This window comes from Pectobacterium aroidearum (genome assembly GCF_041228105.1).
Taxonomy (GTDB): Bacteria; Pseudomonadota; Gammaproteobacteria; order Enterobacterales; family Enterobacteriaceae; genus Pectobacterium; species Pectobacterium aroidearum.
Genome location: NZ_CP166097.1, coordinates 4,376,313 through 4,390,050, shown reverse-complemented (window position 1 = coordinate 4,390,050; position 13,738 = coordinate 4,376,313). Strand labels below are relative to the sequence as shown.

12 protein-coding genes and 1 tRNA gene are annotated in these 13,738 nt (G+C 49.1%); 6 read left to right on the top strand and 7 right to left on the bottom strand.

The features are described 5' to 3' along the window. Positions 1 to 7: 7 nt before the first annotated feature. Positions 8 to 775 (bottom strand): type 1 glutamine amidotransferase domain-containing protein, encoded by a 768-nt coding sequence (locus AB8809_RS19770; protein WP_349855329.1) that lies wholly within the window; start codon positions 773 to 775, stop codon positions 8 to 10. 181 nt (positions 776 to 956) lie between these two features. On the opposite strand from AB8809_RS19770, the gene AB8809_RS19765 reads away from it, so the two are divergent. Both AB8809_RS19765 and AB8809_RS19760 read left to right on the top strand, forming a co-directional pair. Further along, positions 957 to 1,859 (top strand): LysR family transcriptional regulator, encoded by a 903-nt coding sequence (locus AB8809_RS19765; RefSeq protein ID WP_342413260.1) that lies wholly within the window; start codon positions 957 to 959, stop codon positions 1,857 to 1,859. A gap of 251 nt (positions 1,860 to 2,110) precedes the next feature. Next, positions 2,111 to 4,102: an acyltransferase family protein gene (locus AB8809_RS19760; protein WP_349855328.1), complete on the top strand. Its 1,992-nt coding sequence runs from the start codon at positions 2,111 to 2,113 to the stop codon at positions 4,100 to 4,102. A 383-nt stretch (positions 4,103 to 4,485) separates the two neighbouring features. On the opposite strand, the gene AB8809_RS19755 is transcribed toward AB8809_RS19760, so the two are convergent. Next, positions 4,486 to 4,561 (bottom strand) — tRNA-Ile (locus AB8809_RS19755). Between the two features lie 141 nt (positions 4,562 to 4,702). On the opposite strand from AB8809_RS19755, the gene mug reads away from it, so the two are divergent. Further along, positions 4,703 to 5,206 carry a G/U mismatch-specific DNA glycosylase gene (gene mug / locus AB8809_RS19750; protein ID WP_256599994.1) on the top strand — a complete coding sequence of 168 codons (504 nt, stop codon included), beginning with the start codon at positions 4,703 to 4,705 and terminating at the stop codon, positions 5,204 to 5,206. Positions 5,207 to 5,302: 96 nt separating this feature from the next. Here mug and rpoD read toward each other — a convergent pair whose 3' ends face one another. From rpoD to rpsU, 3 genes are all read right to left on the bottom strand, one after another. Beyond that, positions 5,303 to 7,141 carry an RNA polymerase sigma factor RpoD gene (gene rpoD, locus AB8809_RS19745; RefSeq protein WP_012773255.1) on the bottom strand — a complete coding sequence of 613 codons (1,839 nt, stop codon included), beginning with the start codon at positions 7,139 to 7,141 and terminating at the stop codon, positions 5,303 to 5,305. A gap of 154 nt (positions 7,142 to 7,295) precedes the next feature. Continuing rightward, positions 7,296 to 9,050: a DNA primase gene (dnaG, locus tag AB8809_RS19740; RefSeq protein WP_349855326.1), complete on the bottom strand. Its 1,755-nt coding sequence runs from the start codon at positions 9,048 to 9,050 to the stop codon at positions 7,296 to 7,298. Between the two features lie 153 nt (positions 9,051 to 9,203). Continuing rightward, a complete protein-coding gene (rpsU, locus tag AB8809_RS19735; RefSeq protein ID WP_001144069.1) occupies positions 9,204 to 9,419 on the bottom strand; it encodes a 30S ribosomal protein S21 in 216 nt (71 codons plus the stop codon). A gap of 227 nt (positions 9,420 to 9,646) precedes the next feature. On the opposite strand from rpsU, the gene tsaD reads away from it, so the two are divergent. Then, complete coding sequence (tsaD, locus tag AB8809_RS19730; RefSeq protein WP_349855325.1) at positions 9,647 to 10,660, top strand: tRNA (adenosine(37)-N6)-threonylcarbamoyltransferase complex transferase subunit TsaD; 1,014 nt, start codon at positions 9,647 to 9,649, stop codon at positions 10,658 to 10,660. Between the two features lie 97 nt (positions 10,661 to 10,757). Here tsaD and argR read toward each other — a convergent pair whose 3' ends face one another. Further along, complete coding sequence (argR, locus tag AB8809_RS19725) at positions 10,758 to 11,228, bottom strand: transcriptional regulator ArgR (RefSeq protein WP_012773258.1); 471 nt, start codon at positions 11,226 to 11,228, stop codon at positions 10,758 to 10,760. A 470-nt stretch (positions 11,229 to 11,698) separates the two neighbouring features. Between argR and mdh the strand changes: the two genes are divergently transcribed. After that, positions 11,699 to 12,637 (top strand): malate dehydrogenase, encoded by a 939-nt coding sequence (gene mdh / locus AB8809_RS19720; RefSeq protein ID WP_349855324.1) that lies wholly within the window; start codon positions 11,699 to 11,701, stop codon positions 12,635 to 12,637. 69 nt (positions 12,638 to 12,706) lie between these two features. On the opposite strand, the gene AB8809_RS19715 is transcribed toward mdh, so the two are convergent. Further along, entirely contained in the window at positions 12,707 to 12,970 is a 264-nt protein-coding gene (locus AB8809_RS19715; protein ID WP_012773260.1) for a helix-turn-helix transcriptional regulator, read from the bottom strand. Between the two features lie 187 nt (positions 12,971 to 13,157). On the opposite strand from AB8809_RS19715, the gene AB8809_RS19710 reads away from it, so the two are divergent. Further along, entirely contained in the window at positions 13,158 to 13,544 is a 387-nt protein-coding gene (locus AB8809_RS19710; protein ID WP_349855323.1) for a DNA-binding protein, read from the top strand. Positions 13,545 to 13,738 lie beyond the last annotated feature (194 nt).

The following is a 13,738-nucleotide window of genomic DNA, read 5'->3' as shown; positions in this document are numbered from 1 at the left end:
AATGACGTTACTTCGCTTTCGCTTGCAGCGCTTTGACGACGGCTTCGCCGAGGGCTTTAGCGGATGCGGGGTTCTGTCCGGTAATCAGTCGACCATCAACGACGACTTTATTTTCGAAGATTGGGGCTTCTTCGAATGTTGCGCCATCTTTTTTCAGCGCCGCTTCAAGTTCAAACGGAACAATCTTGTCGTAATGGCGGAAGGCCTCTTCTTCTGCGGTAAATCCGGTCAGGTGACGGCCTTTAATCAACAGCTCGCCATTGCTGAGTTTCACATTCAGCAGCCCTGCCGGACCGTGGCAGACCGCACTGACAATACCATTGCTCTCATACGTTGTACGTACGATGTTAATCAGCTCCGGATTGTTGACGAAATCCCACATCGGGCCGTGCCCACCAACAAGCAGGATCGCGGTGTACTTAGCAGGATCGACCTTGGCGAGTGGGATTGAGTCGGCCAGCTTGTTACGGTGCTCTGGGCTGGTCCAGAAATCGAGACTTGCCTGATCTTTGAGATCGAATCCGTCAAACGGAGGCAATCCACCTTTGGGGCTCGCAATATCGTAATCCAGCCCGGCTTTGTCAAAAACCTCGACCGGATGAGTCAGTTCTGGAAACCAGAAACCGCCCACAAGATCGGGTGTTTTTTTATCCAGACTGGAGACGACGATTAATACCTTCTCTTCTTTCAGAGTGGCTTGGGCGAAAACGGGGGAGGCGGCGGCAAACACCGCAATCGTGGCGATAAGACCAGCACAGCGCTTTATTAGTGACATACAAAACTCCTTTCAGCAGGTGGTGATGGACGCCACTATATCCATGATAACTAATTGAAAACAGACGGTAAAAATGGGACGCATTGTTTAAAAAATCGATGTAATATTTTCATATTAGCGTGATAAATTGTCGTAAAATGCGTTTCACGATCTCTGTATGGCATGACGATGAGGAACCCTGATGGGGCAATCCGATAGCTTTGATGGACTCTCCGAGTTTTTGGCTATAGCGAAACGATTGAGCATTCGCAAAGCCGCGCTCGATCTGGGTAAGACGCCAGGATCCGTGAGTTTGTCGCTTCAGAAACTGGAGCATCGTCTCGGCGCGCTGCTCTTCCACCGTACGACGCGCAAGATGGCATTGACGGAAGCTGGGGAAGATCTACTGCTGAGAATTGGGCCTGCAGCACAGGCTATTGCTGCAGGTTTTGAAGATGTCGCCCAATCGGCAAAAAAACCATCGGGGACGCTGAAGCTGATCGTCGAACGTTTAGCATTGCCCCATGTCATTGAACCTCTCATACCTGCATTTCGTCAGGCATGGCCGAATCTGCATGTTGATATCACGGTGAGTAATCGTCACGATAACTTCGTCTCTGAAGGTTATGACGCCGGTATCATGATCGGTTCATACATCGAGCAGGATATGATTGCGATACGGCTTTCCCCGCCCTTTAAGTGGGCGGTATTTGGCTCGCCGGCGTATTTCAAGAAACATGGAAAGCCGAAAGCCGCGCGCGATCTGGTGCATCACGAATGCATTCGCTTTCGCCGCCCTGAAAAGGGAGATATTTATCGGTGGGAGTTTATCGAAAATAAAGAGAGCGTCAGAATTGAACCGGCGGGCACGGTGACCGTAAATGATGGGGAGCTGATGCGTAGCCTCGCGGTGAGGGGCGTCGGGCTGATTTACTCATCCACCTTCCATACCTCACGTGAACTGGCAAACGGCACGCTGGAAGCGGCGCTACTCGATCTTTCGCCGGGAAACGATGGCCTCTTTCTTTATTTCTCTAGAGCCGCAAGGAACCAACCTAAGCTGCGTGCGTTTATTGATGTGTGTTCGCAGGTCATTAAGACGTGAAGGCGTTGCTCTAACGCCCTAAAAAGGAAAGCGATAACAGCACATCAGAAAACAGCAGACACAGCGAAGCATGGCGTTTGTCGAGGGGCGCCCGGTGGTTGCTAAAATATATAAATCATTGATTAACGTAATGGTTGGATAGAGTAAAAGTTGTTGCTGATGGTCATCTGGAGGTATAATTTTTATAATTTTTTTACATTCTATCCGGCTAAAATTTTTTGACAAATTTTGCCAAACATGAATTCATTCCAATGACAACATTGAGTCCCCATCTTTCACACCCAAAGTACCGTCCCGATATTGACGGATTAAGAGCTGTTGCCGTTCTATCTGTTGTGGCTTTCCACGCCTTTCCTGCCTGGATGAAGGGTGGCTTTATTGGTGTCGATATCTTTTTTGTGATCTCCGGTTTTTTGATTTCCACGATTATTTTCGAGAATTTAGATAAGGGAACCTTTAGCTTTTCCGAGTTCTATGCGCGTCGCATCAAGCGCATATTTCCTGCTTTGCTACTCGTTTTGTCGGTCTCTATTGTCTTTGGCTGGTTTGCTTTATTGGCTGATGAGTATAAGCAATTAGGCAAACATACCATGGCAGGGGTTGGGTTCGTTTCTAACCTCGTTCTGTGGGGCGAGTCTGGCTATTTTGATAATGCCGCAGAAACTAAGCCGCTGCTGCACTTATGGAGCTTAGGTATAGAGGAGCAATTCTATTTTCTCTGGCCTTTGCTGTGTTGGTTTTTTTGGCGAATGCATTTTCGCCGAATTGCATTGCTACTTAGTTTTATTTTGGCTTCCTTTGTTCTGAATATTTACATGATAAGGAGTGATGGCGTCGCGACGTTTTACTCTCCATTGACGCGTTTCTGGGAGTTGCTGTTCGGTAGCTTGTTGGCGTTTATCGTTCTGTATCACAAGAGTTTTGTCGATAAGTTTCAAAAAAATCAGTCTTTGATAAACAGTTTGTCATTATTGGGTTTTTTGATATTGGGTTTTGGCTTTTTATCCATCAATAAAGATGCGTATTTTCCCGGTTTTTGGGCTCTTATTCCCGTAATAGGCGCAGTTTTAATCATTTTTGCGGGCCCGAATGCGGTATTCAACCGTGTGTTGTTGAGTAACAAGCTTGTAGTGTGGTTTGGCTTAATCAGTTTCCCTTTGTACCTATGGCACTGGCCGTTGTTAACCTTTTTGAGAATTGTAGAGAGAGGGACTCCGGATCGTTTTTTGCGATTGGCCGCTGTCTTTTTATCGATCTTATTGGCCTGGCTTACGTATAAATTTGTTGAAGGAAAAATAAGAAAGTCAAAGGGATATAAGTTTGTTGGTACGTTGGTTCTTTTAAGTGTTGTACTATTTTTATCTGGCTCTGCTGTTTTTTATAAAGATGGATTTGCAGAACGCAAGGCTGTGACAACGAGTGATTTTACCAAAGAAGTTCAGTATCAGTTTATGGGGCCAATATGGGCCTATACAAAGAATGATATTTGCCTGTCCCAATATCCTTATAAGGATCAGGAAAATTTGGCGTGGTGGTTCTGCATGAAGAGTGGAACTAAGCCGCCAACTATTCTTCTTTTGGGGAATAGTTACGCGAATCAGCTCTATCCTGGGTTCGCTAAAAATGAAAAATTGAAGCACCAGACCATCCTTTCTATAGGAACGTGCGGGGTGGGTTTTGATAGCTCTGGTGATGACCCGCGAAGCCCTTGCTACGGTTCAAGGGTAACGGATCAGGCTGAGTTTATTGATGACATTATCAAGAGAACACCATCCATAAAATTTGTTATCTTGGACGGTTTGTCACTACAACCAACCAGCGATTATATTGCCAGGGTGATTAAGCGTATCGATTTCCTCGAAAGTCAGGGCGTGAAGGTGATTGTTTTTACTCCGCACATAAGACCCGGTTTTAATCCAAAGGCCTGCTTTAAATCGCCTCTTAAACAGCATCCAACGGACTGTGTGATCTCTTCTGATGTTCGAAGTTCCATTCTGAAAGATTTCAGTCCGCTGCTCGTTGCTATTAATAAAACTCACCCCGGTGTGCTGGTTTTTGAACAGAACGATGTATTCTGCGATAGAAAGGATGGCAAATGTTCTTATGTTAGAGATGGCCTCCCGTTATATCGTGATGAAGGCCATACTTCAGAATATGCTTCGATACTGCTGCAAGAATACTTCACTAAGTGGGCATCGATTCATGTTCCATCGATACTTGACTCAGCGCCTGCTGACCATTAAGCGTGTGGGGACGCCTGTTTAGTCCCACACTCTTTTTGAGATAGTGATTTTTCAGCTGGTATTTTCCCATACCAGCCTATTCAGAAATTCACGGGACGCCTGCTGTTATATTCATACAGCAAGCGTCCCGTAATTCATTCGGCTTTATTCAATGTTCTGAACGGGTCAAAACCCAGTATTTCTGTCCGCGATTTCCGGTTAAATCCTTCATGAAAATATTCAGGTTAACTCAGGTCGATAAACCTCAATCGAGGGTCAGGCATCTTGATGCTAGTGAGCATTGGGTGAGGTAAGGCGTTGTACAGAGGAGGCTAACCATCCGCCCTGTTTGAAAATATCCCCAAAAATAAAGGAGCTGCGCTATTAACGCAACTCCTTGAATTTGGTGGCCCCTGCTGGACTTGAACCAGCGACCAAGCGATTATGAGTCGCCTGCTCTAACCACTGAGCTAAGGGGCCGAATGGGCGATGATTATACGGTAATGTGCGGGGGGAGGTCTATAGCCTATCTGCCGGGTGATGGTTTTATACTCAAGATAGCTTGTTGTTATTCTTATCAGAATTTACGATTGTCTGTAGTCAACGTAAGTAGGGAAAGACATGATTACCGATATTCTGGCCGTGAATCTTCAGGTGGTTTTCTGCGGCATTAACCCTGGGTTGTCGACGGCCCATCACGGTTACCACTTCGCGAACCCCAGTAATCGCTTCTGGAAAGTGATTCATCAGGCAGGTTTTACCGAACGTTTGCTAACGCCCGCGGAAGAACAGCATCTGCTTGACACCGGATGCGGCATCACCATGCTGGTGGATCGCCCTACGGTTGAAGCTACCGAACTGGGGCGGGATGAATTGCTGCAGGGCGGGAATGCGATTGTTGAGAAGATGGAACGCTACCAGCCGCGTGCGCTGGCTGTGCTGGGGAAGCAGGCATTTAGTCAGGCGTTTGGTATCAAAAAGGTCTCATGGGGGCGTCAGTCGCTGAATATTGGCGAAACACAGGTGTGGGTGCTGCCGAACCCAAGCGGGTTGAATCGTGCGACGCTGGAGTCGCTGGTGGCCTCATATCAGGAACTGCATCAGGCGTTGCAGGATAAGGCGTAAATCCAACCTGAGCGTTCTACAGGCAAAAAATAACCCCGGCGGATCGGGGTTATCTGGGATATGACTATTTATCGTGTGGATTAGCTAAGGGATGAATTAATCATCCAGGAAGCTACGCAGCACTTCGGAACGGCTTGGGTGGCGCAGTTTACGCAGCGCTTTCGCTTCGATCTGACGAATACGTTCACGTGTAACGTCAAACTGTTTGCCCACTTCTTCCAGCGTATGGTCGGTGTTCATATCGATACCGAAACGCATGCGCAGGACTTTCGCTTCACGTGCGGTCAGGCCAGCCAGTACGTCATGTGTCGCAGAACGCAGGCTTTCCGACGTTGCGGAATCCAGCGGCAGCTCCAGCGTCGTATCTTCAATGAAATCGCCCAGATGTGAATCTTCATCATCACCAATCGGGGTTTCCATAGAAATCGGCTCTTTCGCGATCTTCAGCACTTTACGGATCTTGTCTTCCGGCATCAGCATACGCTCAGCCAGCTCTTCCGGCGTCGGCTCGCGACCCATTTCCTGCAACATCTGACGAGAGATACGGTTCAGTTTGTTGATCGTCTCAATCATGTGTACCGGAATACGGATGGTACGCGCCTGATCGGCGATAGAACGGGTGATTGCCTGACGGATCCACCAGGTTGCATAGGTCGAGAATTTATAGCCACGGCGATATTCAAACTTATCTACCGCTTTCATCAGACCGATGTTGCCTTCCTGAATCAGATCGAGGAACTGCAAGCCACGGTTGGTGTATTTCTTCGCGATAGAAATAACCAGACGCAGGTTGGCTTCCACCATTTCTTTCTTGGCGCGACGTGCTTTTGCTTCACCAATCGACATACGACGGTTGATGTCTTTCACCTGCTCGATCGTCAGACCGGTTTCTTCTTCGATCTGTTGCAGTTTTTGCAGGCTGCGGGTGACGTCTTCTTCAACATCATTCAGCTTTTCAGACCAAGGCTTGCCCATCGCGACGGCTGCGGCAAACCAGGTGCTGTTGGTTTCGTTGCCGGTGAACATGGTGACGAAGTTTTTCTTCGGCATTTTGCATTGTTCAACGCACAGTTTGATGATCAAACGTTCCTGAGTACGGACGCGATCCATCATGGAACGCATGCTGTTAACCAGGAAATCGAACTGTTTCGGCACCAGACGGAACTGTTTGAAGACTTCAGACAGGTTCAGGATTTCCTGTACTGCCAGCGCATGGCTGCGGCCGTGTTCTTTGATCACCTTGCGTGTGGTTTCATATTGATCACGCAGCTCGGTGAACTTCTCACGCGCCAGTTCAGGATCGATGCTGTTATCGTCTTCAGAATCGTCGTCGTCTTCGGATTCTTCGTCGTCATCATCCATTTCTTCGCTCGAAAGCTCGGAGCCAACGTGCGTCGCGGTAGGGGCAATGTCCTCTTCCGCATTAGGATCGACGAAACCAGTGATCAGGTCGGACAAGCGGCTTTCGCCCGCTTCAACGCGATCGTATTGTTCCAGCAGGTAAGTGATGGCTTCAGGATACTCGGCAACAGAGCACTGAACCTGGTTGATACCGTCTTCGATACGCTTGGCGATATCGATCTCGCCTTCACGCGTCAACAGTTCAACGGTACCCATTTCACGCATGTACATGCGAACCGGATCGGTAGTGCGACCAATTTCCGATTCAACGCTGGATAGAACCTGCGCAGCAGCCTCTGCCGCATCTTCATCGGCATCATTGGTGTTTTCGGCCAGCAACAGATCGTCTGCATCCGGTGCTTCTTCCATCACCTGGATGCCCATGTCGTTAATCATCTGGATGATATCTTCGATCTGATCCGAGTCGATGATATCTTCCGGCAGATGGTCATTGACCTCAGCATAGGTCAGGTAGCCTTGCTCCTTACCACGGGTGACAAGCAGCTTCAGCTGTGACTGCGGGTTTTGCTCCATAAGACGGTATCCACACTTCAGAGTATTTGGGTTGGTGTCGGTCAGCGTAGTTCGCTAACAATAGCATTAGGGGTATTTTTCTTATCGCCGCGGCCCCTGTAGCGGCTCTTTGCAGGGCTCAACCCTGCTATTTATCGGCAATTAAGCCTCTGTATCAGTGTTTTCTGGTCAACGCCAGTTGCAACGACCAAAGCTCTTTTTTTTCTTTGGCGCTGAGCCCGTGCGTTCGGTCACGGGCAATCAATGTTTCTTGTCGCTGTTTCAACAGCTGATCGTAGAGCTCTGCCAGACTGATTCTGAACTTCTCGTCGAGCTCTTCCTCTACGATCATATGGTTCCATGAAGCCATGGTTTCAAGCTGTTTGCGGTACTTGCTGTCGCGATATTTTTCCAACAGCAGACCCATGTTCATTCCAGGGCTGGCGTTGCAGGTTTTCACCAAATCCTGAAACAGCGATAAACCAGCCACTTTGTCTTCTTCAATCCCTTCCAGCGCGAGGTCAGGAACCTCTGCTGCCAGCCTTGGGTTTTGTACCAAAAGTCCTATAAGTATACGCATAGTTGTGACTTTTAGTTGCGGCGGCTGATAAGGCTGTGCCTGCTCTGTCACTTTTGGCAGTAGCCTGTCCAATTGGCTGTCGTCCAAAATACCCAGCTTATTGCCGAGCTGCTGGCGCAAATACAGCCGCAGCGTTTCTCCCGGAACCTGACCTATCAGCGGCAGCGCCAGCGTGCTGAGCTTGGTACGGCCATCGGGTGAACTCATATCCACCTGCTGTTGCAGCGTCTCAAACAGAAACTGCGACAGCGGCAAGGCTTGTTCCATGCGCTGTTCAAAGACGGCTTTGCCTTCTTTACGTACCAGCGTGTCGGGATCTTCACCGTCCGGCAGGAACATAAAGCGTAACTGACGACCATCGTTCAAATAGGGTAGCGCAGTTTCCAGCGCGCGCCATGCCGCTTCGCGTCCTGCACGGTCCCCGTCGTAACAACACACCACCAGATCGGTGGCGCGAAATAGTAACTGAATGTGATCGGCAGTCGTGGAAGTGCCCAGCGACGCTACTGCATAATCAATACCAAACTGCGCCAATGCCACCACATCCATGTAGCCTTCAACAACCAAAAGTCGTTTTAGCTCCGCATGGCTTTGCTGCGCTTCATACAGGCCGTACAGCTGGCGACCTTTATGAAAAATCTCTGTTTCCGGCGAGTTCAGGTACTTTGGCGTACCATCGCCTAATACTCGTCCGCCGAAGGCAATCACTCGCCCCCGTTTGTCGCGGATGGGGAACATCACACGTTCGCGGAAGCGGTCATACGTTCGGCCCTGATCGTTAGTCACCAGCATGCCGGCATCGTTCAATGTGCTGCGATCGTCATTATTGCGGCCAAAGCGCTTTAAAACGTTATCCCAGCCGGGCGGGGCGAAGCCAATCGCAAAATGGCTGATAACCTCTGCGCTTAAACCGCGCTGTTGCAGATACTGCAACGCTGGCGTACCGACTGATTGGCTAAGTGCTTGTTGATAGAACCCGCTGAGCTGTCCCATCAATTCGTACAGACTTTGCCGCTGGTGACGCTCTAACTGGGTTGGGCCAGTGCCGCTTTCATAAGGCACTTCGAGGCCGTATTGGGTGGCCAGTTCTTCAATAGTTTCAACGAATTCGAGACGATCGTAATTCATCAAAAAGTCAATGGCGTTGCCGTGGGCGCCACAACCAAAACAGTGGTAGAACTGCTTGTCACCGTTTACGGTGAATGAGGGGGTTTTTTCGTGATGGAACGGACAGCACGCATGGTAGTTTTTGCCTTGCTTTTTCAGTTTGACACGCGCGTCAATGAGATCGACGATGTCGGTACGAGCCAGCAGGTCATTAATAAATACGCGTGGGATTCGTCCAGCCATAAGCCCCTGATGTATATCTTTCTGTAAGGTGGTTACATTGGATATAGCTTATAAACGACAACAAGCCGCGCTTCCTTACGGAAAGCACGGCCTTCGTATGCAACTGCTAAGTCTGCGGATTAATCACGCGTTGGAGGGAAACCCTCCTGAAAATTAATACAGACGAGTGCGGCGTGCGTTTTCTCGAGCCAATTTCTTCGCGTGACGTTTCACTGCAGAAGCTTTAGCGCGCTTACGTTCGGTCGTTGGTTTTTCATAAAACTCACGACGACGAACTTCAGCCAGAACGCCTGCTTTTTCACAGGAACGTTTGAAGCGACGCAGAGCTACGTCGAACGGCTCGTTTTCACGTACTTTAATTACCGGCATGTGCCTCTCACCTCAATAAATTCGGTTTGCCGCTGGCCTTGTGCCAGCCTTTTCAAAATGGTGCGGAATTCTACTGCAAACGTGACGCCTTTGTAAAGCATTGTGGTGATCATAAAACACCCAACCACGGCCAGCGCAGAAATCAGGGCGCTTATGGTAGACTATCCACAGTTTGAAGCAAGCGGCATTCAACGAGCGCTTGTATCGTCATCAAAGTAGGAACAGCAATGCGCGTATTGGGTATCGAAACATCCTGTGATGAAACCGGTGTGGCCATTTATGACACAGAAACCGGTTTGCTTGCCAATCAGTTATACAGCCAGGTTAAATTACATGCCGATTACGGCGGCGTTGTGCCTGAGCTCGCCTCGCGCGATCACGTGCGTAAAACGGTGCCGCTCATTCAGGCAGCGCTGCGTGAAGCTGGGTTGCAGGCTGGCGATATCGATGGTGTGGCTTACACTGCGGGCCCCGGTTTGGTCGGCGCGTTACTGGTGGGGGCGACTGTCGGCCGCTCTCTGGCGTTTGCCTGGGATGTGCCGGCGATTCCTGTGCATCATATGGAAGGGCATTTGCTGGCACCGATGCTGGAAGATAATCCACCGGCGTTTCCCTTCGTGGCACTGCTGGTTTCTGGTGGGCATACGCAGCTCATCAGCGTGACGGGCATTGGTGAGTACCGTTTGCTGGGTGAGTCGATTGATGACGCGGCGGGTGAAGCGTTCGATAAAACGGCGAAGCTGCTGGGGCTGGATTATCCCGGTGGGCCGATGCTATCGAAAATGGCGCAGGCGGGAGATTCCCAGCGCTTTACGTTTCCGCGCCCAATGACCGATCGCCCCGGTCTGGATTTCAGCTTCTCCGGGCTAAAAACGTTTGCTGCCAATACGATTCGTAGCAACGGTGATGACGATCAAACGCGTGCTGACATTGCCCGCGCATTTGAAGATGCCGTGGTGGATACGCTGGCTATTAAGTGCCGTCGTGCGTTGGATGAAACAGGCTTTAAACGGCTGATCATGGCGGGGGGCGTAAGTGCGAACCGGACGCTGCGTCAGCGCTTAGGCGACGTGATGGCGAAACGTGGCGGCGAAGTGTTTTATGCGCGTCCTGAATTCTGTACGGATAATGGCGCGATGATTGCCTATGCGGGCAGTGTACGTCTGGCGCATGGTGCCAGTCAGACGCTGGGTGTATCCGTTCGACCACGCTGGCCGTTGGCTGAGCTGCCAGCAGTATGAGCTTTTTAGCAATAATCGCTACGTGTAGAGAGCCTATACGTAGCGAAAAATATGCAGTAAAGAAACGAGCAATGAAGAGCGGCAGTGAACGGGCGCGTTACAGCTCTTGTTCGAATAACACCAGAATCGCTTCGTAAAGCTGTTTGACGCTGAAGCCTCTTGCTGGGGTGGTGAAGATCGTGTCATCCCCCGCGATGGTGCCGAGGATTCCCTCTGACTTCCCGAGTGAATCCAACAGACGGGCGATGAGCTGCGCGGCTCCCGGGCTGGTGTGGATGACGATGACCGCATCGTTATAGTCCACGTCCAGCACAAGATTCTTCAACGGGCTGGATGTGGTAGGAACGCCGAGTTCGGCTGGGAGACAATACACCATCTCCATTTTTGCATTACGGGTGCGCACGGCGCCAAATTTCGTCAGCATGCGTGACACCTTGGATTGGTTGATATTTTCAAATCCTTCGTCTTGCAATGCCTGAACAATTTCACTTTGAGAACTGAACTTCTCTTCCTTTAACAGCGCTTTGAACGCTTTAACGAGGTCTTCTTGTTTTGTCGAATTTCGCATTCTGCACCGGATTAATTGTTATGGTTAATCCTTCTATTATGCAGTTGTGTGAATTTTTATGCAATTAAATCGCGTATAATTCCAATCTATTTCACCAGATATGTGCTAGTCGCTGTTTTCAAAAAAATTCGCCTCTTGGGGAGTCCGAAAAATGCGTCCTGCGTCACATAAAAGTAAATCAAATGTTATCAGAATGATGTTGTTTGGACGCCATCGATCGGTGTAATGTAGCGCACAGGTTAATTGCACGTGAATGAACACCGCGTTATAGCTCAATAGCTTATTAACTTTACTTACCTTTCAAACGAATGGTTGTTTTTGATTTATTATTAGAGACATAGCGTATTTTTTTGTCTCTCATGCCATTTGCAGAACGATGAGTAGACTGATCTTATCCCCATTTTTATATTCTGTTTATAACCAAATGAATTCACGGCACTTTTTTATTTTACGATAATAAGGAGTTTAGGATGAAAGTTGCAGTTCTCGGAGCAGCAGGTGGTATCGGTCAGGCACTCGCACTCCTCCTCAAAACCCAGCTTCCTTCAGGTTCAGAACTATCCCTCTACGATATCGCGCCGGTCACGCCAGGTGTTGCCGTCGATCTGAGCCACATTCCTACAGCAGTGAAGATCAAAGGCTATAGCGGTGAAGATGCTAAACCTGCGCTTGCTGGCGCGGATATCGTGCTGATCTCTGCCGGTGTGGCACGTAAGCCTGGTATGGATCGTTCCGATCTGTTCAACGTCAATGCGGGCATTGTGCGTAATCTGGTTGAGCAAATCGCGGTTACTTGCCCGAAAGCCTGTATCGGTATTATCACCAACCCAGTGAACACCACCGTTGCCATTGCAGCAGAAGTGCTGAAAAAAGCCGGCGTGTATGACAAAAACAAACTGTTCGGCGTTACCACGCTGGATATCATCCGTTCCAACACGTTTGTCGCTGAACTGAAAGGCAAACAGCCGCAGGATATTAATGTACCGGTTATCGGCGGACACTCTGGTGTGACGATTCTTCCATTGCTGTCTCAGGTTCCTGGTATCAGCTTCAGCGAGCAGGAAGTGGCCGATCTGACCAAGCGTATTCAGAATGCCGGCACCGAAGTTGTTGAAGCCAAAGCGGGTGGCGGATCGGCGACGCTGTCCATGGGTCAGGCTGCTGCACGTTTTGGTCTGTCTCTGGTTCGTGCGCTGCAAGGCGAAAGCGGTGTGGTGGAATGTGCATACGTTGAAAGCGATGGCAAACATGCCCGTTTCTTCGCTCAGCCGGTGCTGTTGGGCAAAGACGGCATTGTAGAGCGTAAAGACATCGGCACATTAAGCGCTTTTGAGCAAAACGCGCTTAGCAGCATGCTGGATACGCTGAAGCAGGATATTGAGTTAGGCGAGACGTTCATCAAGAATTAATCATTGAGATTCTTGTAATACGTGACGTTGAATAAAAAGCCGGAGATGTCGATCTCCGGCTTTTCTTTTTTAATCGGGGCGGATGAGTTTTTTTCTGTCGATAAGCTCATTGGTTTCCGGATCGTAGTATCGGCTTGGCCAAATCTCTGATGGGTGGATATTTAGCGCATCAGCAATAAGCCATTCTCCCTTTGGCCAAGGGCGTGAGAGCGCGTTGGCTAACGTCGATGAGCTTAATCCGGCCGCTCGCGATACTGCCGCCAGCGTCGTGTTTTTCTTGCGCAGTGCAGCAATGATATCAGCGGGATGCCAGTCTTGTTTCCTTAAAATCATAATCCTTCCCTTATTTGCTATAAGACGACTGTAGATTAGTGGTATAAATAACGGATGTTAGTTATATGCCGAGCTAACATGACATTATTATTTGGAAATAATATAGCATTAATTTTCCTTAAAATTCTCAATTAATTTCCAAATAAGCGCGTTTTTGTTAGGGATGGCACTATCAGGATGAAAGGCAATGAAAAAAGAGTGGTTTGCTACCAGCGAATTGGTTGGAGTCGGCGGCCTTCCGAAATCAAGACAAGGATTGAATAAGCGCGCCCGTGAGGATGGATGGGAGAAGCGTCGCCGTAAAGGCGTCCAGGGAAGAGGAGTGGAGTACTCAATTCACAGCTTGCCGGATATAGTAAAAAAATCCCTATTACTCGAAATCGAGCCTTCCGCCTACTCGGCTAAGCAGCCTGCGGCATTAGCGGTATGGATGCAGATTTATCAGCAACTATCTGAAAAAGAAAGGGATGAGCTAATCGCTTATATTCTTCGCGTCGGCGTGTCGTCTACGCTGAGCCAGCTGGGCATTACACCGTCGGACGAGGAACCTATCTCATCAATGGAGATTGACTGAGTCATCGAAAGCGATCTTTCTGGTGGTGTGCTTTGGCGATAAAAAGGAACCCGCATTTTTGTTCGCTTTACCGTATTGCTTTGATCGCGATGTTTCGGCATCGCACTGGATTTAATCATTTCTTTATTACTTAGGTGTGTCGGTAACGCGTAAAAGTTAGCGGTTTAGGTAATTATAGTCTATTATATGGAAAC